31 protein-coding genes, 1 tRNA gene and 4 pseudogenes are annotated in these 22,211 nt (G+C 73.4%); 24 read left to right on the plus strand and 12 right to left on the minus strand.

What is annotated here, in order from left to right; translation table 11 throughout:
- The first annotated feature begins 231 nt into the window (after positions 1-231).
- From U6N30_RS32110 to U6N30_RS32120, 3 genes and pseudogenes are all read left to right on the plus strand, one after another.
- A complete protein-coding gene (locus U6N30_RS32110; RefSeq protein ID WP_324275485.1) occupies positions 232-588 on the plus strand; it encodes a hypothetical protein in 357 nt (118 codons plus the stop codon).
- A pseudogene (locus tag U6N30_RS32115) lies at positions 495-1,592 on the plus strand (oligopeptide/dipeptide ABC transporter ATP-binding protein); the annotation flags it as partial. The gene U6N30_RS32110 and the pseudogene U6N30_RS32115, both read left to right, overlap by 94 nt.
- 100 nt (positions 1,593-1,692) lie before the next feature.
- Positions 1,693-2,166, plus strand: a complete 474-nt coding sequence (locus U6N30_RS32120) for an ABC transporter ATP-binding protein (RefSeq protein ID WP_324275486.1) — start codon at positions 1,693-1,695, stop codon at positions 2,164-2,166.
- Positions 2,167-2,220: 54 nt separating this feature from the next.
- On the opposite strand, the gene U6N30_RS32125 is transcribed toward U6N30_RS32120, so the two are convergent.
- From U6N30_RS32125 to U6N30_RS32145, 5 genes are read right to left on the minus strand one after another with little or no spacing between them, the layout of a single operon-like run.
- A complete protein-coding gene (locus U6N30_RS32125; protein WP_324278567.1) occupies positions 2,221-2,820 on the minus strand; it encodes an MFS transporter in 600 nt (199 codons plus the stop codon).
- Positions 2,790-3,176, minus strand: coding sequence for an MFS transporter (locus U6N30_RS32130; RefSeq protein WP_324275487.1), 387 nt, complete (start codon positions 3,174-3,176; stop codon positions 2,790-2,792). Before U6N30_RS32130 ends, U6N30_RS32125 begins: the two co-directional genes overlap by 31 nt.
- Positions 3,104-3,430 (minus strand): hypothetical protein, encoded by a 327-nt coding sequence (locus U6N30_RS32135; RefSeq protein WP_324275488.1) that lies wholly within the window; start codon positions 3,428-3,430, stop codon positions 3,104-3,106. The genes U6N30_RS32130 and U6N30_RS32135 overlap by 73 nt, the downstream gene beginning before the upstream one ends.
- Entirely contained in the window at positions 3,427-3,918 is a 492-nt protein-coding gene (locus U6N30_RS32140; protein WP_324275489.1) for an IclR family transcriptional regulator domain-containing protein, read from the minus strand. Before U6N30_RS32140 ends, U6N30_RS32135 begins: the two co-directional genes overlap by 4 nt.
- Positions 3,828-4,235 carry a helix-turn-helix domain-containing protein gene (locus tag U6N30_RS32145; RefSeq protein ID WP_324275490.1) on the minus strand — a complete coding sequence of 136 codons (408 nt, stop codon included), beginning with the start codon at positions 4,233-4,235 and terminating at the stop codon, positions 3,828-3,830. Before U6N30_RS32145 ends, U6N30_RS32140 begins: the two co-directional genes overlap by 91 nt.
- Before the next feature lie 406 nt (positions 4,236-4,641).
- Here U6N30_RS32145 and U6N30_RS32150 point away from each other — a divergent pair, with 406 nt between their 5' ends.
- From U6N30_RS32150 to U6N30_RS32160, 3 genes are read left to right on the plus strand one after another with little or no spacing between them, the layout of a single operon-like run.
- Complete coding sequence (locus U6N30_RS32150) at positions 4,642-6,222, plus strand: ABC transporter permease (protein WP_324275491.1); 1,581 nt, start codon at positions 4,642-4,644, stop codon at positions 6,220-6,222.
- A 20-nt stretch (positions 6,223-6,242) separates the two neighbouring features.
- Positions 6,243-6,515, plus strand: coding sequence for an ATP-binding cassette domain-containing protein (locus U6N30_RS32155; protein ID WP_324275492.1), 273 nt, complete (start codon positions 6,243-6,245; stop codon positions 6,513-6,515).
- Positions 6,512-7,087, plus strand: coding sequence for an ABC transporter ATP-binding protein (locus tag U6N30_RS32160; protein WP_324275493.1), 576 nt, complete (start codon positions 6,512-6,514; stop codon positions 7,085-7,087). The genes U6N30_RS32155 and U6N30_RS32160 overlap by 4 nt, the downstream gene beginning before the upstream one ends.
- A 163-nt stretch (positions 7,088-7,250) precedes the next feature.
- Here U6N30_RS32160 and U6N30_RS32165 read toward each other — a convergent pair.
- Positions 7,251-8,024: pseudogene (locus tag U6N30_RS32165) on the minus strand (IclR family transcriptional regulator); the annotation flags it as partial.
- Between the two features lie 83 nt (positions 8,025-8,107).
- On the opposite strand from U6N30_RS32165, the gene U6N30_RS32170 reads away from it, so the two are divergent.
- From U6N30_RS32170 to U6N30_RS32185, 4 genes are read left to right on the plus strand one after another with little or no spacing between them, the layout of a single operon-like run.
- Entirely contained in the window at positions 8,108-8,413 is a 306-nt protein-coding gene (locus tag U6N30_RS32170; protein WP_324275494.1) for an FAD-dependent oxidoreductase, read from the plus strand.
- A 5-nt stretch (positions 8,414-8,418) separates the two neighbouring features.
- Entirely contained in the window at positions 8,419-9,753 is a 1,335-nt protein-coding gene (locus U6N30_RS32175; RefSeq protein ID WP_324278568.1) for a flavin-containing monooxygenase, read from the plus strand.
- A 44-nt stretch (positions 9,754-9,797) separates the two neighbouring features.
- Positions 9,798-10,097 (plus strand): substrate-binding domain-containing protein, encoded by a 300-nt coding sequence (locus tag U6N30_RS32180; protein WP_324275495.1) that lies wholly within the window; start codon positions 9,798-9,800, stop codon positions 10,095-10,097.
- Entirely contained in the window at positions 10,048-10,794 is a 747-nt protein-coding gene (locus tag U6N30_RS32185; protein ID WP_324275496.1) for an ABC transporter substrate-binding protein, read from the plus strand. Before U6N30_RS32180 ends, U6N30_RS32185 begins: the two co-directional genes overlap by 50 nt.
- Positions 10,795-10,858: 64 nt before the next feature.
- Here the strand turns inward: U6N30_RS32185 and U6N30_RS32190 are convergent, their stop codons facing one another.
- The gene (locus U6N30_RS32190) at positions 10,859-11,950 is read right to left on the minus strand and encodes an alpha/beta fold hydrolase (RefSeq protein ID WP_324278569.1); all 1,092 of its coding nucleotides are present in this window, start codon (positions 11,948-11,950) and stop codon (positions 10,859-10,861) included.
- Between U6N30_RS32190 and U6N30_RS32195 the strand changes: the two genes are divergently transcribed.
- The 3 genes from U6N30_RS32195 (at position 11,843) to U6N30_RS32205 (ending at position 14,406) form a co-directional block, all read left to right on the plus strand.
- Positions 11,843-13,132, plus strand: coding sequence for an FAD-dependent monooxygenase (locus U6N30_RS32195; protein WP_324275497.1), 1,290 nt, complete (start codon positions 11,843-11,845; stop codon positions 13,130-13,132). The genes U6N30_RS32190 and U6N30_RS32195 overlap by 108 nt on opposite strands.
- Positions 13,118-13,205: transfer RNA gene (locus tag U6N30_RS32200), tRNA-Ser, on the plus strand. The genes U6N30_RS32195 and U6N30_RS32200 overlap by 15 nt, the downstream gene beginning before the upstream one ends.
- A gap of 376 nt (positions 13,206-13,581) precedes the next feature.
- Positions 13,582-14,406 carry a hypothetical protein gene (locus U6N30_RS32205; RefSeq protein ID WP_324278570.1) on the plus strand — a complete coding sequence of 275 codons (825 nt, stop codon included), beginning with the start codon at positions 13,582-13,584 and terminating at the stop codon, positions 14,404-14,406.
- A 7-nt stretch (positions 14,407-14,413) separates the two neighbouring features.
- Here U6N30_RS32205 and U6N30_RS32210 read toward each other — a convergent pair whose 3' ends face one another.
- Positions 14,414-14,665, minus strand: a complete 252-nt coding sequence (locus U6N30_RS32210; protein ID WP_324275498.1) for an STAS domain-containing protein — start codon at positions 14,663-14,665, stop codon at positions 14,414-14,416.
- On the minus strand, positions 14,665-15,015 hold the full coding sequence (locus U6N30_RS32215) for an STAS domain-containing protein (RefSeq protein WP_324275499.1): 351 nt from the start codon (positions 15,013-15,015) through the stop codon (positions 14,665-14,667). The genes U6N30_RS32210 and U6N30_RS32215 overlap by 1 nt, the downstream gene beginning before the upstream one ends.
- A gap of 148 nt (positions 15,016-15,163) precedes the next feature.
- Here U6N30_RS32215 and U6N30_RS32220 point away from each other — a divergent pair, with 148 nt between their 5' ends.
- The 10 genes from U6N30_RS32220 to U6N30_RS32265 all read left to right on the plus strand — a co-directional run bounded on the left by U6N30_RS32220 (position 15,164) and on the right by U6N30_RS32265 (position 19,628).
- A complete protein-coding gene (locus U6N30_RS32220) occupies positions 15,164-15,871 on the plus strand; it encodes a response regulator transcription factor (RefSeq protein ID WP_324275500.1) in 708 nt (235 codons plus the stop codon).
- Between the two features lie 16 nt (positions 15,872-15,887).
- Complete coding sequence (locus U6N30_RS32225; RefSeq protein ID WP_324275501.1) at positions 15,888-16,844, plus strand: histidine kinase dimerization/phospho-acceptor domain-containing protein; 957 nt, start codon at positions 15,888-15,890, stop codon at positions 16,842-16,844.
- Entirely contained in the window at positions 16,835-17,044 is a 210-nt protein-coding gene (locus tag U6N30_RS32230; RefSeq protein WP_324275502.1) for an ATP-binding protein, read from the plus strand. The genes U6N30_RS32225 and U6N30_RS32230 overlap by 10 nt, the downstream gene beginning before the upstream one ends.
- Positions 17,010-17,267: a sensor histidine kinase gene (locus U6N30_RS32235; RefSeq protein WP_324278571.1), complete on the plus strand. Its 258-nt coding sequence runs from the start codon at positions 17,010-17,012 to the stop codon at positions 17,265-17,267. The genes U6N30_RS32230 and U6N30_RS32235 overlap by 35 nt, the downstream gene beginning before the upstream one ends.
- On the plus strand, positions 17,264-17,602 hold the full coding sequence (locus U6N30_RS32240) for a hypothetical protein (protein ID WP_324278635.1): 339 nt from the start codon (positions 17,264-17,266) through the stop codon (positions 17,600-17,602). Before U6N30_RS32235 ends, U6N30_RS32240 begins: the two co-directional genes overlap by 4 nt.
- The gene (locus U6N30_RS32245; RefSeq protein ID WP_422678169.1) at positions 17,548-17,922 is read left to right on the plus strand and encodes a GerMN domain-containing protein; all 375 of its coding nucleotides are present in this window, start codon (positions 17,548-17,550) and stop codon (positions 17,920-17,922) included. Before U6N30_RS32240 ends, U6N30_RS32245 begins: the two co-directional genes overlap by 55 nt.
- A 184-nt stretch (positions 17,923-18,106) precedes the next feature.
- On the plus strand, positions 18,107-18,487 hold the full coding sequence (locus U6N30_RS32250) for a thiamine pyrophosphate-binding protein (RefSeq protein WP_324275503.1): 381 nt from the start codon (positions 18,107-18,109) through the stop codon (positions 18,485-18,487).
- Positions 18,488-18,658: 171 nt separating this feature from the next.
- Positions 18,659-18,880 carry a hypothetical protein gene (locus U6N30_RS32255; protein ID WP_324275504.1) on the plus strand — a complete coding sequence of 74 codons (222 nt, stop codon included), beginning with the start codon at positions 18,659-18,661 and terminating at the stop codon, positions 18,878-18,880.
- Entirely contained in the window at positions 18,844-19,356 is a 513-nt protein-coding gene (locus U6N30_RS32260; protein WP_324275505.1) for a hypothetical protein, read from the plus strand. Before U6N30_RS32255 ends, U6N30_RS32260 begins: the two co-directional genes overlap by 37 nt.
- Entirely contained in the window at positions 19,278-19,628 is a 351-nt protein-coding gene (locus U6N30_RS32265; RefSeq protein WP_324275506.1) for a thiamine pyrophosphate-dependent enzyme, read from the plus strand. Before U6N30_RS32260 ends, U6N30_RS32265 begins: the two co-directional genes overlap by 79 nt.
- Before the next feature lie 9 nt (positions 19,629-19,637).
- Here U6N30_RS32265 and trxB read toward each other — a convergent pair whose 3' ends face one another.
- The 3 genes and pseudogenes from trxB to U6N30_RS32275 all read right to left on the minus strand — a co-directional run bounded on the left by trxB (position 19,638) and on the right by U6N30_RS32275 (position 21,488).
- A complete protein-coding gene (gene trxB / locus U6N30_RS32270; RefSeq protein WP_324275507.1) occupies positions 19,638-20,672 on the minus strand; it encodes a thioredoxin-disulfide reductase in 1,035 nt (344 codons plus the stop codon).
- Positions 20,673-20,922: 250 nt separating this feature from the next.
- Positions 20,923-21,288, minus strand: a pseudogene (locus U6N30_RS35085) (enoyl-CoA hydratase/isomerase family protein); the annotation flags it as partial.
- A complete protein-coding gene (locus U6N30_RS32275) occupies positions 21,219-21,488 on the minus strand; it encodes a hypothetical protein (protein WP_324275508.1) in 270 nt (89 codons plus the stop codon). The gene U6N30_RS32275 and the pseudogene U6N30_RS35085, both read right to left, overlap by 70 nt.
- Positions 21,489-21,552: 64 nt before the next feature.
- Here U6N30_RS32275 and U6N30_RS32280 point away from each other — a divergent pair.
- Positions 21,553-22,084, plus strand: a pseudogene (locus tag U6N30_RS32280) (acetate--CoA ligase family protein); the annotation flags it as partial.
- Positions 22,085-22,211 lie beyond the last annotated feature (127 nt).

Below are 22,211 nucleotides of genomic sequence, written 5' to 3' on the forward strand. Positions count from 1 at the left end.
CGGACGCAGATGGCGGGAGGGGCAAGTGAGCGACTCAGCCGCCTCGCAGGCTCCGCCGGGCGGGAGCGGATCGGTGCACGCATCGGAGCCGGTGCTCGAGGTCGAGGACCTGCGGGTTCAGTTGCGGACCCCGCGCGGCCCGGCCGACGTGGTCAACGGGCTGACGTACCGCGTCGGCCAGGGGAGACCGTCGCCGTCGTCGGCGAGTCCGGCAGCGGCAAGAGCGTCTCGGTGCTGGCCCTGCTCGGTCTGCTGCCGGCGCGGGTGGCCACGGTCACCGGCCGCGCGCTGCTCCAGGGCGAGGACCTGCTGACGATGTCCCCGGACCGGCTGCGGCAGGTGCGCGGCCCGGGAGCGGGCATGGTCTTCCAGGACCCCATGACGTCGCTGAACCCGGTGCTCACCGTCGGCCGGCAGATCGTCGAGGGCTGCGCGCGCACTCCGACATGTCCAAGGCGGTGGCACGCCGCCGCGCGGCCGAGCTGCTCGGCGAGGTGGGGCTGCCCGATCCCGAGGGTGCGCTGGACCGGTATCCGCACGAGCTGTCCGGCGGCATGCGGCAGCGGGTGGTCATCGCCATCGCGCTGAGCAACTCGCCGGCCCTGCTGATCGCCGACGAGGCGACCACCGCCCTCGACGTCACCGTGCAGGCGCAGATCATCGACCTGATCGAGAAGCTGCAGGCCGACCACGGCACCGGCGTCATCTGGATCACCCACGACCTCGGCGTCGTCGCCGGCATCGCCCACCGGGTGTTGGTCATGTACGGCGGCCGCTGCGTGGAGGACGGCACGGCGGACGACGTCCTCGAGCACCCCGCGCACCCCTACACGCGCGGGCTGCTGGGCTCCTTGCCCGACCTGGCCGCGCCGGCCGGGCCCGACGGCGAGATCCCCGACCTCACCACGGTGCCCGGCCTCCCGCCGCCGCCCACCGACCTGCCCCCGGGCTGCGTGTTCTGGCCGCGCTGCCCGGTGCGGGGGACGCGCGGTGCGAGACCGAGCAGCCTCCCTGGTGCAGGTCGGCAGCGGGCCGGCGGAGCTGCCGCACCGGGCGGCAACCTGGTGCACGGAGGGAGAGGGCCGATGAGCACCGCGATGGGCGCGCAGGGCGCCGACCGCACGCCGTCCGGCGACGTGCTGGTCTCCGCGCGAGGCCTGGAGGTGCACTTCCCGGTGGGCGGCGGAGGGCTCCGCCGCAAGCCGGCCAGGGTGCTGCGGGCGGTGGACGGCGTCGACCTCGACATCCTCCGCGGCGAGACGCTCGGGCTGGTCGGGGAGTCCGGCTGCGGGAAGTCGACGCTCGGCAACGCGCTGCTGCGCCTGGTCCCGCCCACCGGCGGGACCGTGACGTTCGACGGCGGCGACGTCACCTCGCTGGACCGCCGCGGCCTCAAGGAGATGCGCCGCCGGGCCGGGATGGTGTTCCAGGACCCGTTCGCCTCCCTCGACCCCCGGCGGACGGTCGCGCAGACGGTGGCCGAGCCGCTGGAGGTGCACGGCCTGCGCTCGGGCAAGCGCGAGCGCGCTGCTCGCGTCGGCGAGCTGCTGGAGCTGGTGGGCCTGGCCCCGGCGGTCGCCGGCCGCTATCCGCACGAGTTCTCCGGCGGCCAGCGCCAGCGTGTGGGCATCGCCCGGGCGCTGGCGGGGAGCCGGACTTCCTGGTCTGCGACGAGGCGATCGCCTCCTCGACGTGAGCGTGCAGGCGCAGGTGCTCAACCTGCTGCGGCGGCTGCAGCGGCAGCTCGGGCTCACCCTGCTGTTCATCTCGCACGACCTGTCCGCCGTCCGGCACCTCTCCGACCGGATCGCGGTCATGTACCTGGGGCGGGTCGTGGAGATCGGCCCTGCCGCGGCCGTGGGATCGGACCCGCAGATGCCCTACACGCAGGCCCTCTTGTCCGCCGTCCCCGTCCCGCACCCGGCGCTCGAGCGGGAGCGGCGGCGGATCGTGCTCACCGGCGACGTGCCCTCGCCGTCCGCCGTCCCCAGCGGCTGCCGGTTCCGGACCCGCTGCCCGCACGCCTTCGAGCCCTGCCCGACCGTCGACCCGGCGCTGCAGCCGGCGGGGGCGCCGGGGCAGCTGGCCGCCTGCCACCTGCACGGGGTCGTCGGCACGCCCGTCGAGGGCACCGACGCGTCGAAGGACGCAGTCCCCGCCGAGTGAGCGGTTGCGGTCGCTCGTCCCGGCGCGTCCGGGCGTGTCGACGACCGGAACTGCTCACTCGACCCGAGGTGCGGCGTCAGGCGTCGGCGCGCACCAGGAGGGGCGGCCCGCCACCAGACCCGCGGCCACCTGACCGGCCAGCGCGACCAGCAGCAGGAGGAGGCTGGCGGTCCAGCCGCCGGTCAGCTCGTGCAGGAGGCCGACGAACAGCGGTCCGGACGCCGCCAGCAGGTAGCCCAGGCTCTGCGACGCGGCGGACAGCCGCCCGGTCTGGGCGGGGTCGCGGCTGCGCAGGAGGACCAGGGTCATGGCCAGGGGGAACGACGCGCCGGTGCCCAGGCCGTAGAGGACCGACCACAGGGCCGGCGCGGCCTGCGGGGCGATCAGGAGGCCCAGGATGCCGGCGGCGATGGGGACGGCGGCCCCCACGACCCAGGCGACCTGGCTCGGCCGGCGGGCGGCGAGCGGCGGGACGAGCAGGGACAGCGGCGCACCGACGAGCGCGGCGACCGCCACCAGCGTTCCGGCGGTGACGGGGCTGGCGCCCGCGTCGTCCTCGAGGATCGCGGCAAGCCAGGTGAGCAGCGCGTAGAACGACAGCGACTGCAGACCGAAGAACGCCATCACGGCCAGGCCCACCCGGTCGCGCAGGATCGCGGTGCGCCGACCCGAGGCCGGGGGCGGAGCAGGGGTCGGGGACGTCTGCGGACCAGCAGGGCGAGCGCGGCGATGGCCAGCGCCACGGGGGCCAGCCAGAGCGCCAGTCCGCCCATCGCGCTCCCGGTCAGGCCGGTCAGCGGCTGGGCCAGGCCCGCGCCGAGGCTGGCCGAGAGCGCCATCGACCCGACGACCGCGCCGACGACGGCGGCGCTGCGGCTGCCGTACTCGGCCCGGGCGACGGCCGGCAGCAGCACGTTCGCGACAGCGATCCCGCCGCTCAGGACGACGGTGCCGGCGAACAGGCCGACGGTGCCGGCCGAGCGCAGACCGATGCCGAGCGCGAGCACCACGGCGCCGGCGAGGACGGCGCGGTGCAGCCCGATGCGGGCCGCGAGCGCCGGCGCGAAGGGGAGAGCAGGCCGAAGCAGACCAGGGGCAGCGAGGTGACCACGGCCAGGGCGCCGGTGGACAGGGCCAGCTCGTCCCCGACGTCGCCCAGCACCGGGCCGACGGCGGCGAACGGGCCCCGGAGGCACAGCGCGGTGAGGACGAGCGCCGCCGCGGGTGCGACGACCGTCCAGCCGAGTCGGCGGGTCGTCGTCACGCCGAGGCGGGGCGACCGAGGTCGCGGGAGATCTGGGCGGCCGTCTCGAGCAGCGGTGGCAGGAACTCGTCCTCGAGCCGGCGCAGCGACGTCCGGCTGGCGCTCACCGACAGGTTCACCGCTGCGACCACCGCGCCCGTCCGGTCGCGGACGGGGGCGGCCGCCGACCGCAGCCCCTCCTCCAGCTCCTGGTCGACCAGCGCGTAGCCCTGGCTGCGCACCTGGTCCAGCCGGTCCCGGAGGGTGCCGGCATCGGTCACCGTTCGCGGCGTCAGCGTCGCGAGCTGCGCCCGGCCCAGGTACGCCGCCAGCTCGTCGTCGGGCAGGCCGGCGAGCAGCACGTGACCCATGGAGGTCGCGTAGGCCGGGAACCGGGTGCCGACGGTGATCAGCACGGTCATGATCCGCTTGGTGTGCACGCGGCCCACGTAGACGACGTCGTCGCCGTCGAGCACCGAGATGGACGAGGACTCGTCCACCCGGCCCACCAGGGACTCCAGGTGCGGCTGGGCGACGTCGGGCAGCGTGAGCCCGGACAGGTAGGAGTAACCGAGTTCCAGCACCCGCGGCCGGAGCGAGAACTCCCGCCCTCGACGCGTACGTAGCCGAGCTGCACCAGGGTCAGCAGGAATCGGCGGGCCGCCGCGCGGGTGAGGCCCGTCGCGCGGGCGACCTCGCTCAGGTTCAGCCGTGGGTTCTGCGCGTCGAAGGCCCGGATGACGGCGAGCCCGCGGTCGAGGGACTGCACGAAGGTGGCGTCCCGGACGGGTGGCTCGGCCGTCCCGTCGGCAGCTGCCAGGTCCATGTGCTCCTCGATCCCACCGGGTGCGACAGGGTGCCGGCGCGGTGCGGCCCGCTCGACGGCGGCAGCTGGCGGAGCACCGGTGCCGGGCGAGTGTTCACAATCCGATCGACAATCTACAGGCCGGTTGACGTGACGATCCCCACCTGGAAACGTTCACCAGGCACACAAACGTTCGCAGAGCGAACTGTTCTGCACAAGGGTGCGGATCGCGCGAGAACACCGGATGCTCTGGATGGTGGGCTGCACGACCGCCCGGTGCACTCCGCAGCGCGACCCCGGGGGCAGGATGCGGATCGGATCGAAGAGGTGGTCGGAGCGATGACGCTGCACGCATGCTGTCCGTGCACGGTGCTGCCGTGAGCGGCCCCCGGCGGTGGCGACCCCACCCGGCGGGCCGAGCGCACCGGTGGACGACCCCGCGGCCCCGCCCCGGACCCCGCGCCGGCGCAGTGTGCCGCAGGCGGTGCTGGGGCTGATCGGGCTGGTCGGCCTGGTGGCGCTCGTGGAGATCCTGCCGCGGATCGGCGTGCTGCCCCGGCGGTACTTCCCGACGTCGTCGGAGATCGGGTCGGCCCTGGCCGAGCAGCTGGGCCGGTCGGAGTTCTGGACGGCGGTGCTGGACACGCTGCAGGGCTGGGCGCTGGGTCTGGCCATCGCCTCGGTGGCGGGCGTCGTCCTGGGCATCCTGATCGGCACCTCCCGGTTCACCCGGGAGTTCACCGCGTCGACCATCGAGTTCCTGCGGCCCATCCCGTCGGTGGCGCTGATCCCGATCGCCGTGCTGCTCTTCGGGTCCGACATCGAGAGCAAGCTGATGCTGGTCATCTACGCCTCGTTCTGGCAGGTGCTCATCCAGGTCCTCTACGGCGTCCAGGACGTCGACCCCGTGGCGCAGGACACCGCGCGGGCGTACGGCCTCGGGCGGTGGGCCAGGATCCGGCACGTCACCTGGCCCACGGCGCTTCCCTACGTCATGACCGGGCTGCGGCTGGCGGCCGCGGTCGCGCTGATCCTGGCGGTGACGGCGGAGCTGGTCATCGGCAACCCCGGGCTGGGCAAGCTGCTGAGCAACGCGCAGAGCAGCGGCGCCGTGGCAGCGACCTACGCGATCGTCGTGGTGACCGGCATCCTCGGCGTGCTGGTCAACATCATCTTCCGGACCGTCGAGCGACGGGCGCTGTCCTGGCACCCGTCCCAGCGGGGAGGTGCCGGCATGAGCGCGCTGCGTCGCGTCGGGATGGTTCTCGGGCTGCCGGTCATCCTGCTCGCCGCCTGGTGGTTCCTCAGCGCCGGCAGCACCAACTTCTTCTTCCCGCCGCTGTCGGAGATCCTCGACAGCCTGGTGGAGGAGTGGTTCGGGCCCCGCCTGGTCGACGACGTCTGGCCGAGCCTGTACCGGCTGGCGGCCGGCTACGCCCTCGCCGCCGCCGTCTCCCTCGCGCTCGGCGTGCTGATCGGCACCTCCCGCACGGTGCGTGGGCTGACCGAGCCGGTGTTCGAGTTCTTCCGCGCCATCCCGCCGCCGGTCCTGGTGCCGATCTTCATCCTCCTGTTCGGCATCGGCGACGGCATGAAGGTCGTCGTCATCGCCTTCGGCTGCATGTGGCCGATCCTGCTGAACACCGTCGAGGGCGTCCGTGCCGTCGACGAGGTGCTCAGCGACACCGGCCGGGTGTACGGCGTCGCGGGCTGGTCCCGGCTGCGGTACCTGGTGCTGCCCAGCGCCAGCCCGCAGATCTTCGCCGGGCTGCGGCAGGGGCTCTCGGTGGCGATCATCCTGATGGTCATCAGCGAGCTGTTCGCGGCGACCAACGGACTCGGCTTCGCCGTCGTGCAGGCCCAGCGCAGCTTCGCCATCGCCGAGACCTGGGCCGGCATGTTGATGCTCGGTCTGCTCGGCTTCCTGCTGGCACTGCTGTTCCGCTTCGTGGAGAACCGCCAGCTGCGCTGGTACCACGGCCTGCGCCAGGCCCAGCGCTCCTCCTGACCCTCTCGAAAGGTTGACCCGTGCTCGACGTCCGTGGCATCAAGAAGGTGTACGAGAGCAAGGACCGCACGGTCGAGGCCGTCCGCGACCTGACGTTCACCCTCCAGGCCGGTGAGCTCGCCTGCCTGGTCGGCCCCTCCGGGTGCGGCAAGACGACCCTGCTCAAGATCATGTCCGGGCTGCTGGAGCCGACGTCGGGCGAGGTGCTCATGGAGGGCGACCGCGTCGAGGGCCCGCCGCCGGGCATGGCCGTCGTCTTCCAGGAGTACGGCCGCAGCCTCTTCCCTGGATGACCGTCGCCGAGAACGTCGAGCTGCCGCTCAAGCAGAAGAAGCTGCCGACGGCGCGACGCAAGGAGCTCGTCGACGAGTCGCTGGCTGCGGTCGGGCTCGCCGAGGCGCACGCCGCCTACCCCTGGCAGCTCTCGGGCGGCATGCAGCAGCGCGTCGCGATCGCCCGCGCCGTCGCCTACGAGCCGCACGTGCTGCTGATGGACGAGCCGTTCGCCGCCGTCGACGCGCAGACCCGCGCCGACCTGGAGGACCTGATCCGCGACCTGTGGCACAAGTTCAAGGTCACCACGCTGTTCGTCACGCACGACATCGACGAGGCGGTCTACCTCGGCCAGCGGGTGCTGATCCTGTCGAACTCGCCGACGGTGATCCGCGACGACCTGGCGATCGACCTGCCCGACGAGCGCGACCAGCTCACCACCCGGTCCTCGACGCGCTTCGCCGAGCTGCGCGCCCGCGTCTACGAGCAGATCCACCGCGCCAAGACGGCGGCCGCCGACGAGCCGGTCGCGGCCGGGGCGACCGCGGCGACCCCGTCGGCCGACCACGGTCGCACGGGCGCCGGAGCCTGACCCGGCCGCCTCGACGTCCAGCCGGGGCGCGGGGGCGTGCCGGCCCGTCAGCCCCCGGGGAGGGCGTCGCGACGGCTCCCGCGCCCAGGGCGCGGCCGATGCCACGTGCGGTGGTCAGCAGGGCGGGCACCATCGGCGCCACCCGGCCCTCCTCGTTCGCGATGATCACCGACAGCGCCGCGACCACCTGATCGCCAGGCCCGCGCACCGGGACGGCGACACCGGCGGCCTCCTCGTGGACCCAGCCGTGCACGACCGCGTAGCCCCGGTAGCGGGTTTCGGCGAGGTGCCGGCGCAGCTCTGCGGGGTCGGTCTCCGACAACCGCGTCAAGGGCTCCAGGTGGCCGGCGAGCAGCTTCTCCTGCGTGGCGACCGGCGCGTGGGCCACCATCACCAGCCCTGACGAGCAGCTGTGCCACGGCAGCCGGCTGGCGGTGCGTGTGATGTTGACGACCTCGGCTCCCCGGGCTGACTTGCGCTCGAGGTAGAGCACCTCCGTCCCCTCGAGGACGGCGAGCTGCGTGTGCTGGCGGACGGCCGCATGCAGGTCGTCCATGAACGGGATGGCGACGTCACGCAGGCTGACCGCTGCCGACGACCGTGAGGCAAGCTCCCACATGCGCACCCCGACGCGTACCCGGCGGTCCGCGCCACGCTCCAGGAGCCCCAGGTCGACGAGCTCGCCGACCAGCCGGTACGTCGTGGGCACCGGGATCTCGGCTCGTCGCGCGATCGCCGCCACCGGCAGGCTCGGGTGCCCCGCGTCGAAGGCCTCGAGGATTCGCACCGCTCTGGTGAGCAGGTTGTCCCTCGGAGTGCTGCCGCTGCGATGAGCCTGCCCCGTGACCAGCGCGTCCATGGGTCCATGGTGGCCCGAGGGGTGATCTGGAGCACGGTACTTCTCTCGCCGCGTGAGAAAGGACGTGGTCCTCGTCATGTCGTCGCGCGCACAGTCGAAGCCGTCGATCGAGCAGGCCCGACGGAGCTGCCGACGGGCGCGGCGTGGTGGGAGGACGACGGATGAGCGATGACCAACGCGTGCACAGGCACCTGCTCGGGGTGGACGAGGGCGAGCCCCGGCACGTCGACGCGGTCGTGGTGGGAGCGGGCTTCGCCGGGGTCTACGCCCTCTATCGGCTCCGCAAGCTCGGCCTCAGGGTGCAGGTGTTCGAGGCCGGCAGCGACATCGGGGGCACCTGGTTCCACAACCGCTACCCGGGGCGCGGTGCGACATCGAGAGCCTCGACTACTCGTACTCGTTCGACGACGACCTGCAGCAGGAATGGCACTGGACCGAGCGCTACGCCTCTCAGCCGGAGCTGCTGAGCTACATCCACCACGTCGCCGAGCGCTTCGACCTGCGCCGCGACATCCGCTGCGATGCTCGGGTCCTCAGCGCCACCTTCGACGCCGACGCGTCACGGTGGTCGGTCCGCACCGAGGACGGCGAGGTGGTGTCGGCCCAGTTCTGCGTGCTGGCCACCGGCGTGCTCTCGGTGGCCCAGGTGCCGGCGATCGACGGCCTGGAGGACTTCCATGGCGAGTGGTACCACACCGGTGACTGGCCGCACGAGGGCGTCGACGTCACCGGCAAGCGGGTGGCGGTCATCGGTACTGGCTCGTCCGGTACCCAGCTGATCCCGCTGGTGGCCGAGCAGGCGGCACACCTGACGGTCTTCCAGCGCACCCCGAACTTCTGCATGCCCGCGCAGAACCACGCCATGATCGAAAAGGTCGAGCGCGAGTGGAAGGCCGAGTATCCGCAGCGCCGCGCGTTCGCCCGGGTGTCTGGTTTCGGCCACAACCAGCTCTCCAACCCGCAGAAGGCGATGGAGGTATCCGCCGAGGAGCGGTCGGCGGAGTTCGAGCTGCGGTGGCAACTGGGCGGCCTGTACATGATGCGGGCGTTCTCGGACATCCTGGTCGACCCGGTCGCGAACGAGGAGTGCGCCGAGTTCGTCCGCGGCAAGATCCGCGAGATCGTCCGGGACCCCGAGGTGGCTGAGAAGCTCACGCCGCGCGGCTTCCACTTCGGCACCAAGCGCCTGTGCTCGGGCACCGGCTACTACGAGACCTACAACCGGGACAACGTCACCCTGGTGGATGTCCGCAGCGCACCCATCGAGCGGATCACGCCGACCGGGCTGGCCACCACAGAGGCGCAGTACGACGTCGACGTGATCGTCTTCGCCACGGGCTTCGACGCCATGACCGGGTCGATGCTGAAGATCGACATCCACGGTGTCGGCGGGCAGAGCCTGCAGGAGAAGTGGGCACACGGGCCGCGGAGCTACCTCGGTGTCGCACCGGCCGGCTTCCCCAACCTGTTCATCGTCGCAGGTCCCGGCAGTCCCTCGGTGTTCAGCAACATGGTCAACAGCATCGAGCAGCACGTCGAGTGGATCGCCACGCTGATCGAGGAGCTCTCACTGCGGGGCCTCTCCCGGGCCGAGGCCACCGAGAACGCCGAGCAGCAGTGGATCGAGCACGTCAACGAGGTGGCCGAGCGGACGCTCTACCCGCGGTCGCCCAACTCCTGGTTCTTCGGCGCGAACACCCCCGGCAAGCCGCGGGTCTTCATGCCGTACGTCGGCGGTGTCGGTACCTACCGCCAGAAGGCCGACGACGTGGCGGCGAAGGACTACGAGGGCTTCGCCCTCAGCTGACGTGCGCCCCGCACCCTCACCCCGAGAAAAGGAAGAGGTACGCCGTGAAGAGATCCCTCCGGGCGAAGGCCGCCATGTCGATGGCCGCCGCTCTGTGCACGTTGTCCGTCGCCGCCTGCGGCGGGTCATCCGACGAGGAGGGGACACCGGCGGCGGGCGGCGGTGGCGACGGTGCCCCCGAGACCACGGAACTGACCGTTGGCGTGCAGCCGTTCGCCGAGGTCGCCGCCCTCTACGTCGCCGTCGAGGAGGGATTGTTCGACGAGGAGGGCTTGACGGTCACCCCGCAGGTGGGTGCCGGAGGGGTGCCGGCCTCGTCGCCGGCTTGGTGTCCGGGGACCTGAACATCGTGTACACGAACTACGTCTCTGTCGTGCAGGCCGCCTCCGAGGGCTGCCCCTGAAGATGGTCCGGGAGAACGACCGCCCCGGACCCCAGGCGCTGTACTCCATGCCGTCCAGCGGGATCGCCGAGCCGGCCGACCTGGCGGGCAAGACGGTGGCCATCAACGGGCTGGGCAACATCATGGAGCTCACCGCCCGGGCCGCGCTCGACGAGGCCGGCGTCGACCCGGACAGCGTCCAGTTCGTGGAGCTTCCACCGCCGGACATGCTGGCGGCGTTGGGCACGGGCAACGTGGACGCCGCCTGGCTGGCGGAGCCGTTCGTCACCATCGCGGACAACACGACCGACGCCGTCGCGGTGCTGGACGTCTTCTCCGGGTCCACCGAGGACCTCCCCGTCGCCGGCTGGGCGACGAGCGCCCAGTTCGCGCAGGAGAACCCGAACACGCTCGCGGCCTTCACCCGCGCGATGGACGCCGCCATGGAGATGATCGACGAGGACCCGTCCATGGTCGCCGAGATCGTGCCGACCTATACCCAGCTCACACCCGAGGTCGCGGCCCAGCTGAACCCGATCAACTTCGCCGTCGAGAGCAACCTCGAGGACATCAGCCAGGTCGAGGAGCTCATGCGCGCCCACGGCTTCATCGAGGACGAGGTGGACGTGGAGCAGTTGATCGCGGAGCAGAGCGACTGATCGCGCCCGTGACGCCGCAGCCGCGGTCCCCGTCGCAGGGGCCGCGGCTCCGGCGACGCGGGCGTCAGGCGGCGCGGGCGAAGATGCGGCGCAAGAGGTCGGCGGTCTTGGCGGGGGCGGTCAGGTTGGGGCAGTGCGGCCCTGCCATGTGGACGACGTCGACCTGGGGAGCGGTCGCCTTCACGTGCGCGGTCCAGCCCGCCTCCATCAGCCGGTCCTCGCTCATCTCGACGACGGTGACGGGGCAGCGCGCGGAGGCCAGGGTGGCCGGATAGTCGTCCACGCGGGTCACCGGCGGCGCCTGAGGATGCTGGAGGCGCAGCGACACCATGGCGCCGTAGTGGCCGGGGAGCAGGCTGTTGGCCAGTCGCCGGTCGACGTTGTCCTCGAAGCCCGTGACATCGTTGGTCAGCAGCTCCACCACCCGCTCGATGTACTCCCGTCCCGGCTGCAACTCGGTGAGCACCTGCTTGCCGAGCTCCAGTCGCCACGGCCCGCCGGTGCCGCCGATGCTCGTCACCGACGCCATCTCCCAGTCGGTGCCGTGGCAGGCGCGCAGGACCATCGAGCCACCGAACGACGTCCCGACGAAATGAGCGGGCCGGGTCAACCCGACGGCCCGGCAGAAGGCGCCGACGTGCGTGATCCGGAAGGGGTAGGGCGGTCGGTCGAAGTAGACGACCTTGTCGGTGCCCCCGAAGCCGAGCAGGTCGGGTGCGAGGACGTGATGGTCGGCGGCCAGGTCGGCCATGACGTCGGACCAGGTCACGTAGCCGTCGGCTCCCCATGCCCCGTCGTGCAGCAGGACGACCGGTGCGGCAGCCGGATCACCAGCCTCCCAGTAGCGGGTGTGGTAGCCCCCGCGTCGATCTCGTGTGTCTGAATGCCGTCCGTGCCCCTCATGCCGGGAGTGTCGATCGACTCCTGCGCATGCGCGCCTGGTCTTCTCACCCGGCGAGAGACGGGGATCACTCTTCCCTGCGCGAGCGCCATGCTGGCACCGGGCGGTCCGCTGGTCCGCCAGGAACCTGCGACGGGAGGAGCCGTGGTGCCGCGAGCGGTCAGACGGGTGGCGGTCGCCGGTGGGGGCATCGGGGGCTTGGCCGCGGCCGCGTTTCTCAGGCGGGCCGGCCTGGAGGTGTCGGTCTTCGAGCAGGCGCGTGCATTCGAGGAGATCGGTGCCGGGCTGGTGGTCGCCCCCAACATGGGACGGCTGTTGCGCCGCCTCGGGTTGCACGAGGGCCTGGCGGCGTCGGGCGTGCGGCTGGAGGTGGGCTGGGAGTTCCGCAGGTGGCAGAACGGCGAGGTCCTGTTCGGTCAGTGCCTCGACGATTCCGCGGAGATGTACGGGGAGGACACCTGGGTGGTCCACCGGGCGGACCTGCTCGCGCTCCTCCGCTCGGCCGTCGAGCCGACCGCAGTGCACCTCGGTGCCCGCGCGGTCGGTGTGGATCAGGACGCCGACGGCATCCGGCTGCACTTTGCCGACGGCAATACGGTGGACGCGGACGTGGTGATCGCCGCCGACGGTATCCACTCGGCCTTGCGCGGCGTCGTCACGCGGCCGGAGCCGCCGCGGTACTCCGGCGTCTGCGCCTGGCGGTCCCTGGTCCCTGCCGAGGCGGCGCCGGACCTGGCCCGGCGGCCGGTGCAGACCCTGTGGCTGGGCCCTCACCGGCATCTCGTGCATTATCCCGTCTCCCGGGGCCGGCTGATCAACCTGGTCGCCTTCACGCCCGCCGGCGACTTCGACGTCGAATCCTGGGAGTCCCGGGGCCGCGTCGAGGACCTCGCCGCCGAGTTCGAGGGCTGGGATTCGCGGCTGCTGGCGCTCGTGGCCGGCGCCGGCGAGGTCGGCCGGTGGGCACTGCTCGACCGCGACCCCGTCGACACCTGGACCGCAGGTCGGTTGGCCCTGCTCGGCGACGCCGCGCATCCGATGTTCCCGTTCTTCGCACAGGGCGCCGGCCAGGCCATCGAGGATGCCGCGGCCCTTGCCGTCTGCCTCAGCGACCCAGGGCTGCCGGCGCCGGACGCGCTGGCCCGCTACGAGGCGGTCCGCGGTGGGCGGGCGGCCCGCGTGCAGGTGGCCAGCCGGGGACGACGCGGTCACCACCATCTGCCGGACGGCCCCGAGCAGCGTGACCGCGATGCCGCATTCGCCGCGGACGACCCCTGGCACACAACTCCTGGCTCTACTCCTACGACGCCGAGGAGGCGGCACGGGAGTCGCTCCGGTCGGTCCCGGGGCAGGGCAACAGCGGCCGGGTGGCACACACGGCCGCCGGCGTGGACGAATGACGCACTAACCTCGACCGGGCCAGGAGGGCTCGCCTAGTGGCCGATGGCGGCGGTCTTGAAAACCGCTAAGAGGTAACCCCTCTTCGTGGGTTCGAATCCCACGCCCTCCGCTCGCCTCCGAGTGCCGTCCCGGGCAGCCGGTCGTCAGAGGCGATGTGCGACCGTGGCGCGTTCTGACGCCGGAACCCGCCATGGGTGCACATCGCCCCGTCCCGGGCGCCCGACACGCCGCGTCGAGACCCCGCCGAGGGATGATCGAGCGCCGATCTCCCGCGTTTGCGCAGGTGAGCGCACCGCATGTCGACAAGGCGGCGGCCCGTGAGGCACGTCACCGGTCGCGCTGGAGGCCCCGCGCAACGATCCGGTGACGGGCCCGGCTCCGGCAGTCGGAAGTCATCGGCAGCGCCGGCCCAGGACCTGACCATTGCACCTGTCCGCGGTACTTCCCCACCGCGGCGACGGGTGCTGAGGAGTCCACGGGTGACGATGGGCGCGACGCTGGCTTCGCCGGCGATGGCGGTGCTGGGTTTTCTGCTGTTGACCGGTCTGGTGGTGGTCCTGGGCGCGAGCTCGACCGCCCGCTACGAGTTCGAACGGAACGGTGCCCGGGTCCAGGAGCGTGCCCATGCCCGCTCGTCCGGAACGCACCCCGCCGGACGCCGGGCCCCGGCCGCCCCGTCCGCGCCGGCCGGTGGCGCGGCGGCGCAGGGGCGGCCCCAGGCTGTCGATGTCGCCGTCCGGACGGCACCGGCGCAGCCCACCGGCGGTGCCCACTGGTGGCTGATCGACGACCGCGCCCAGGTGGTGGCCGGCCCGTTCGCCGACCGGGTCGACGCGGACTGGGCGGCGCTGTCCGGCGAGCTGTCCGCCGTCTCCGTGCACGGCATCCGGCGTCCCGACGACGGCGTGGCCCTGCGCCCCTCGCCCGAGGAGCGGGCGTGGCTCGGTGAGCTGGGTGACCAGCTGGATCGGCTCCCGCGGGACTGGGACGAGCTGCTGTCCGACACCGACCCGCTGACCACGCTGGTGGTCGAGGTCGCGGCCGCGCTGGTGGAGGCCGGCCTGCCGCTGCACGACGCCGCGCAGACCGCGGGCGGGGTGTGCTTGGTGCCCGACCTCGACCTCAGCGGCGTGGTGGTCAGCTGGCGGGCCCACGACCGGCTGAGCATGCACCACCTGCGGGGCGCCGCGGCGGACGCCACCGTGCAGCGGTCCATGAACGCCGCGATCGCCGAGGTCCTCGCCAACCTGGGCTTCGTCGTCCACCCGTGCGGCGGGACGGGCAGCTCGCTCGTGACCGCTCTGGGGTGAGCCCGCGCTAGACGGTGACCGGGGCGTGCCGGACGACGAGCTCTCCGCCCCGGGCCGCGAACTCCTGCCCCAGCCCGCGCAGGAGGTCCAGGCCGGCGGCGTCGGCGTCCCGGACGTCCCGCAGATCGAGGACCACGCGCACGTGGCCGTCCTCGTGGAGGGATTCGGCGGTACCCCGCAGCAGGTCGGCGCCGAGCAGGGTGAGACGGCCGCTGGCGCGGATGGAACCGGTCCGGCGGTCAATGGTCTCGCGGAGCATCAAGCCGCCCGACGGGCGGTCTCGAGCTCCAGGACCCGCCACAGACCGGTCCGGTGGAGCAGGTCGAGGGTGCGCCGGTTGGCGCCGCGCAGGACGACGGAGCCGCCGCGGGCCCGGCACGTGCGGTGCGCGGACAGGAAGCTCGCGACGGCGGGGCTGGACAGGTGCTGCACCGCGCTGAGGTCGACGACCAGCCGGCGCGCGCCGGCGAGCAGGGCGTCGTGCAGCAGCCAGCGGACGTCGGCCAGCCCGTCGGCGAGGAGATCGTCGCTGAGCCGGATCGTCACGCGGTCGCGGTCGGCGTCCAGCCGGCTGTGCGCGGCGGCGCGGACCGCAGGTGCTGCGGGCATCGGCATCTCCTTGGCTGCGGGCGGTCGATGGCGGGCCCCGAGCGTGGACCGCCGACATTGCGATGGGCCGGGGAGCGGCTTTGCGATTCGATGACGGCACTGCGGTGGCTGCGCGGGCACGGCGACGGCGGTGGCACCATGTCCTGCGATGGCGCTGCGACTGCTGGTGGTGGAGGACGACGACCACATCCGGACGGCGCTCCGGTGGGCGCTCGAGGACGAGGGCTACGACGTCGCGGAGGCCGGCTCGGGTGAGGAGGCGCTGCAGGCCGTCGCGGTGAGCGCGCCGGACCTGATGATCGTGGACCTGATGCTCGGGTCGATGGACGGCTTCGAGGTGATCCGGCAGGTCCGCCGAACCCTGGACCTGCCGATCATCGTGGTGAGCGCCCGCGCCGACACCAGCGACATCGAGGCAGCACTCGACGCCGGCGCCGACGACTACGTGACCAAGCCGTTCGCGGTCAAGGAGATCAGCGCGCGGCTGCGGGCGCTGCGCCGGCGGGTCACACCGGGCGCCCAGGCCGACGCCCAGCCCGAGGCCGTGGTCCTGGACGCCGACCCGGTGGCGCCCCTGGTCCTGCGGGAGGCCAGCGGGACGGTGCACCGCGGTGAGGAGCAGCTGCCCCTGACGCTGACGGAGTTCCGCCTGCTGTGCGAGCTGGCCGCCGCCCCGGGCCGGGTGTTCAGCCGTCAGGCGCTGCTCGAGCGGGTCTGGCAGCACGGCTTCTTCGGCGACGAGCGGCTGGTCGACGTCCACGTGCGCCGGCTGCGCACGAAGGTGGAGCGCGACCCGAGCACGCCTCGTGTGGTGGTCACCGTCCGCGGCCTGGGGTACCGGCTGGACCCCCAGTGAGCACCGCCCTCCGGGGGTGGCTCTCCGGGGGCCGACGTTCTGGGGAAAGGGACTGCGGGCCCGGATCGTCCTCGGCTACGCCGCCGGCACGCTGCTGGTCTCCGTCGTCCTGGTGGTCGTCACGTTCCTGCTGGCCCGCAGCTACCTGCTGGACCAGCGCGAGGCCTCGCTCACCCGGCAGGCCTTCGCCGACGCGAACGTGCTGGACAGCCGGCTGGCGACGGCGGGCGCAGAGGTGGGCGAGGTGCTCGGCGAGCTGGTGCCGTCGGGCAGCGCGGACGTCGTGCTGCGCAGCGCGGACGCCTGGTACTCCTCCAGCCTGGACGTCGGCGCCCGCGACATCCCCGAGGACCTCCAGGAGCTGGTGGGGACCGAGCCGGCCGCCAGCGTCGTCGTCGAGACCGACGACGGCCCACGGCTGGTCGTCGGCCTCACCCTCCCCAGCGCCGACGTCGAGTTCTACGAGGTGGCCCCGCTGACCGAGCTGCGGCAGGTGCTGAACACCCTGGCGGCGGTGCTCGGGGCCGGCGCGCTGGCCGCGACCGCCGCCGGGTCGGCCTTCGGCGTGTGGGCCAGCCGCCGCGCGGTGCAGCCGCTGGAGCAGGTGGCGGGGGCCGCCACCCGCATCGCCGGCGGCGAGCTGACCACGCGGCTGCCGGTCACCGACGACCCGGACCTGGTCGGCATCGTGGCCAGCTTCAACAGCATGGTCGACGCGCTGGCCGCCCGGATCGAGCGGGACGCCCGCTTCGTGGGCGACGTGAGCCACGAGTTGCGCAGCCCGCTGACCACGCTGGTCACCAGCGTCGAGGTGCTCGGCGCCCGGCGCGAGGAGCTGTCACCCCGGGGCCGCGAGGCGCTGGCCATGGTGGAGGGCGAGCTGACGCGCTTCCAGCGCACCCTCGAGGACCTGCTGCAACTGGCCCGGCTGGACGGCGCGCCCGTGGAGGGGCGGCCCAGCGGGTGTCCCTGACCATGCTGGTGCGCGAGGTGCTGGCCGCCAGCGGTCGGCCGGAGGAGCTGCTCGACGTGGACGACGACGCCGACACGACGGTGCAGGGTGACAAGACCAGCCTCGAGCGGGCGGTCCGCAACCTCATGGACAACGCCGACCGGCACGCAGGGGAGCCCGCGCGGTCTGCGTCGAACGCCACGACGGCGCCGTCCTCGTGACCGTCGACGACGCCGGCCCGGGGTCGTCCCCGAGGACCGCGAGCGGATCTTCGAGCGCTTCGCCCGGGGCCCGCGGGCCGCCCGCAGGTCGCTGCCCGGCGCGGGCCTCGGGCTGGCGATCGTGGCGGAGACCGCGGCCCGGCACGGTGGCGCCGCGTGGTGCTCGGACGCGCCGGAGGGCGGCGCGCGCTTCACCCTCTCGCTCCCGGCGGCGCAGTCGTGACCGGGCGTCGGCGGGCCGTGCTGATCGGCCTGGTGGGGCTCGTGGTCCTTGGCGTCGGGGGTGCGGCGTGCCCGCCGGGGGCGCCCCGGGCCATCCCGTCGTCGGAGGTGCCCTACGGGCTGGCGCAGTCGAGCCCGGAGGCGACCGGTCCGACCACGTCCGCCCCGGCCGAGGCGCCGTCCCAGGTGTTCCTGGTCGCCGCGGGCGACGTCCTGGTCGGTCGTCCCCGGGAGGTGGAGGGGGCTCGCTGCGCGAGCGGCTGGCCGACCTCCTCGCCTCCCTGGAGGCGGGTCCGACGGCCGCGGAGCTCGAGGACGAGCTGTCCACCGTCCTGACGCCGGAGGTGCGGCTGTCGGTGAGCGACCTGACCGACCGGGTCGCGACGATCGACCTCGGGCAGCCGTCGGCGGCGCCCTCCGGTGGGGCGGGCCGACGGGCGGTCGCGCAGATCGTGCTGACGGCGACGAGCATTCGCGGGGTCGACGCCGTCCGGCTCACCATCGCCGGCGACCCGGTGGAGGCGCCGCTGCCCGGTGGGCAACTGACGTCGTCACCGCTGACCGCGGCCGACTACGCCAGCTTCCTGACCGCCCCCGAGCCGCCGACGGCCACCTCCGCGCCGTCCCCCGAGGCCGAACCGGCCGCGCCGTCCTGACTCGGCCCGACCTCGACCGAGGAGAGCGGTGGATAGTCTCCGGTCCAGGACAGCGGCCCGCCGGCCCACCAGCAGCCCGGGCCGACCGCGTGCCCTGACCAGGAGGTCCGATGCCCACGGGCGGCCGAGCACTCGTCGAAGCGTTGCGCGCACTGGGAGTGGAGACCGCCTTCGGGCTCCCGGGGTGCACAACCTCGCGGCCTGGCGCGCGTTCCCCGGCAGCGGTGTCCGGTTGGTCGGCGTCCGGCACGAGCAGACGGCCGCCTATGCCGCTGACGGGTATGCCCGGGCGACCGGACGGCTGGGGGTCGCCCTGACCACGACCGGTCCGGGCGCGGCGAACGCGGTCGCGGCGACCGGTGAGGCCTGGGCCTGCCACTCCCCGGTTCTCGTCATCGCCACCGACATCCCCACGACCGATCGTCGCGCCGGCGAGTACCGGGGGTGCTGCACGAGACGACGGACCAGGCGGGGTTCTTCCGGCCGGTCACGAAGGCGGTCGTGCGGATCGACCGGGCCGACCGGATCCACGCCGAGGTTCTCCGCGCCGGCCGGCTGGCGATGACGGCCCCCGGCGCCCCGTGTACGTGGAGATCCCCACCGATCTGCTGGGTGCCGAGGTGCCGGAACCCGTCGCGGAGCCCGAGCAGCCGACTGGCCGGGCAGGCGAGGTGTCCCTCGACGAGGTGTCCTCGGCGCGGCCGTCACGGAGCTGGCGGCCGCCCGTCGACCGCTGGTGTGGGCCGGCGGCGGCGCCACCGCGGCCGGGGCCGGCGATCTGGTCGCGCGGGTCGCCGAGCGGCTCGGGGCGCCGGTGCTGACCTCCTACGGCGGGCGTGGACTCCTGTCGCCGGACTCACCCTGGCTGGTGCCCCTTCCCCGCACGCCCCCGAGGCGGGGCGGCTGTGGGACGACGCCGACGTGGTGCTCGTCGTCGGCAGCGACCTGGATGCGATGAACACCCAGGGCTTCCGGCAGCCGCGGCCGCCCCGGCTGATCGCGCTCGACCTCGCCCGGCCGGTGACCTATCCGCCGGACGTGTGGGTCGAGGCGGACGCCGCGGACGCGCTGCGCGGGCTGCTCACAGCGCTCCCCGGAGAGCCGCGGGCGGCGTGGTGGGCGCGGCCCGCGGGACGGTCGGCCCACGCGGGCCCGGAGGTCGACTTCCTGGCGGCGTTCGAGTCCGGCTTGCCACCGGACGCCGTCGTGGTGGCGGACATGTGCATCCCGGGGTACTGGTACGCGGCGTTCGGCACGGTCGCCGCCGCCCGCGGGCTGGCCTACCCGGTCGGGTGGGGGACGCTCGGCTTCGGCTTCCCGCGTCGCTCGGGGCTGCGCTGTCCGGCCGGCCCACGGTGGCGCTGGTCGGGGACGGCGGGTTCCTCTACGCCTGCGGCGAGCTCGCCACCGCTGCCCAGGAACGGCTCCCGGTGACCGTCGTGCTGGTGGACGACGGCGGGTACGGCATGTTGCGGTACGACTTCACCCACCGGGACGAGGAGCCGCTGGGGTGCGACCTCGGATCGCCGGACTTCGTGGCCCTCGCGCGGTCCTTCGGCGTGCTGGCGCGCCGGGTCACCGTCGGCGAACTGGGGCCGGCCATGGCCGACGGCCTCGCGTCCGGCGGGCCGTCGCTGCTGGTGCTCGAGGCGGCCTTCACGCCGCCGCTCACCACGTCGCCGCGGTGGTACCGCGCCCAGGGCTGACCCGGGCGGTCAGGGGTGGAGGCGCTCCAGCGGTCCGGGCTCGTGCGGGTGCTCGGTGTGGCCGAGCTCCTGCGGGGTCGAGCCGGCGCCGGCATCGGTGGCCGTCTCGCCCTCGCGTGCGGCCAGCCACCGCTCCGCGTCGAGGGCGGCCATGCATCCGGTCCCCGCAGCGGTGATCGCCTGCCGGTAGACGTGGTCGACCAGGTCCCCGCAGGCGAACACGCCGTCGAGGTCGGTGGCGGTGCCGGTCGTCGTCCGGACGTACCCCTCCGGGTCCAGGTCCACCTGGCCGCGCACCAACTCCGACCGCGGGTCGTGTCCGACGGCGATGAACAGGCCGGTGACCGCCAGCTCGCCGTCCTCACCCGTACGTCGGTTGCGGGTGCGCACCGTCGCCAGCCGGCCGTCCTCGCCGACGGCCTCCTCGACCTCGGTGTCCCACACAATCTCGATCGTGGGGTTGTCGAAGGCCCGCTCCTGCATGATCTTGCTCGCGCGGAGCGTGTCCCGCCGGTGGACGAGGAACACCTTCCGCGCGAACCGGGTGAGGAAGGTGGCCTCCTCCAGGGCGCTGTCGCCGCCGCCGACGACGGCGATGTCCTGGTCCCGGAAGAAGAACCCGTCGCAGGTCGCGCACCAGCTCACCCCGTGGCCGGAGAGCTCCTTCTCGCCCGGGATGCCCAGCTCCCGGTAGGCCGACCCCATGGCCAGCACGACCGTCTTCGCCCGGTAGGTCTCCTCGCCGACCCGGACCTCCTTGACCGGGCCGGTCAGGTCCACGGAGGTGACGTCGTCGGTGACGAGCTCCGCGCCGAACCGCTCGGCCTGGCTGCGCAGGTGGCCCATGAGCTCCGGTCCCATGATCCCGTCCGGGAAGCCGGGGAAGTTCTCGACGTCGGTCGTGGTCATGAGGGCACCGCCTGCGGTGACGGCGCCCTCGAACACCAGCGGCCCGAGGTTGGCCCGCGCGAGGTAGATCGCCGCCGTGTAGCCCGCCGGGCCCGATCCGATGACGATGGTGTTCCGTATCTGACGCTCGTCCACGACTCTCCTCATCTCGGCGGCTGGAGTGCGCCGCCCCGTGCTCGGTGGCCTCAGCCCGTGTGGTCGAGCACGGCCTGGAGGCGCTGCTGGGCGTCGTCGGTGGCGATACACAGGGCCTGGGCCGCCGCGTCGACCAGGCGGTGCCGGTCGCCCCCGACCCGCATGGCCTCCTTGGCCAGGCGCTGGGCCAGGGGGCGCCCTTCGCCAGCTCCGCCAGCAGCTCCTCGAGCGTGGCGTCGAGGAGGTCGGCGGGGACGACCCGCGACGCCAGCCCCATGGTTGCGGCCTCGACGCCCCGGATGCGCCGGCCGGTGAGGACCAGATCGGTCGCCGCACCGGTACCGACGAGTGCGGCCAGCCGGGTCAGGGCGCCGGCACTCGGGATGATGCCCAGGCGGACCTCCGGAAGTCCCCACTGCGCGTCCTCGCTGGTGATCCGGAAGTCGCAGGCCAGCGCGAGCTCGCACCCGCCGCCGAGGGCCGCTCCCTCGACCAGTGCGACGGTGGGCCACGGGTGGTCGTGCAGGCGCTGGAACAGGGAGCTGTTCACGCGGCCGAGGCTGTCGTCGACCGTTCGCGCCTTGAGCGAGGCGATGTCGGTGCCGGCCACGAACATGCCCGGTGTGCCGCTGCGGAGGACCAGGGGAGGGAAGTGGTGGCGTACCGGTCGACCACCTCGCCGAGAGCGCGGCTCATGTCCACCGAGAGGGCGTTGCGGCGTTCCGGCCGGTCGAACAGCACGGTGACGGCGTCCGTGCCTTCCCGGACGACCAGCGGCAGGGAATCCGCGGCACGCGTCTCCGGTTCCGGCGGCATTGCCACACTGTATAGGATGTGTTCTACGCCGCTCGCTTCCACGGGAAAGAGATCCGACGTGCCGATGCAGGCCCTACCCTCCGCCCAGGTAGCCGCTCTCCTCGACGGAGTCGGTGTGCCACAGGCCCGGATCGTCGCGGTCGACTCCGCGGACGACGTCGCCGCAGCCTTCACCGGTCTCGGCGTCCGGCCCGTCGTCCTCAAGGCCGGGGGTCTTCTGCACAAGACCGACGCAGGAGGAGTGGTCCTCGGGCTGCGCGACGCGGAGACCGCGGCGGAGACGGCCCGCGAGATGGTGGCCAAGGTCGGCCCGGAGGCCTACCCGCTGCTCCTCCAGCAGCAGGTGAGCGGGCTCGAGATCCTCGTCGGCGCGCGGCGCGACCCGCAGCTCGGTGCCGCGCTCGTCGTGGGGCTCGGGGGTCGCCACCGAGGTGCACGCCGATGTCGTGACCACGATGGCGCCCGTCTCGCCGTCCCAGGCCCTCGACGCGCTGCGCCGGCTGCGGGCGTGGCCCCTCCTGGACGGCTTCCGTGGTGACGCCGGGCGCGACGTGGGCGCCCTCGTCGAGACCATCGTGGCGGTGTCCCGGCTGGTGGAGGACGATCCCGGCATCGTGGAGCTGGACCTGAACCCCGTGATGGTGGGCGTCGAGGGCACGGCGTCGTCGTCGTCGACGCCAGGATCATCCGTACCGACGAGCCGGCGCTGGCGGCGCGTCCGCG

It is taken from the genome of Blastococcus brunescens, from assembly GCF_035320885.1.
Taxonomy (GTDB): domain Bacteria; phylum Actinomycetota; class Actinomycetes; order Mycobacteriales; family Geodermatophilaceae; genus Blastococcus_B; species Blastococcus_B brunescens.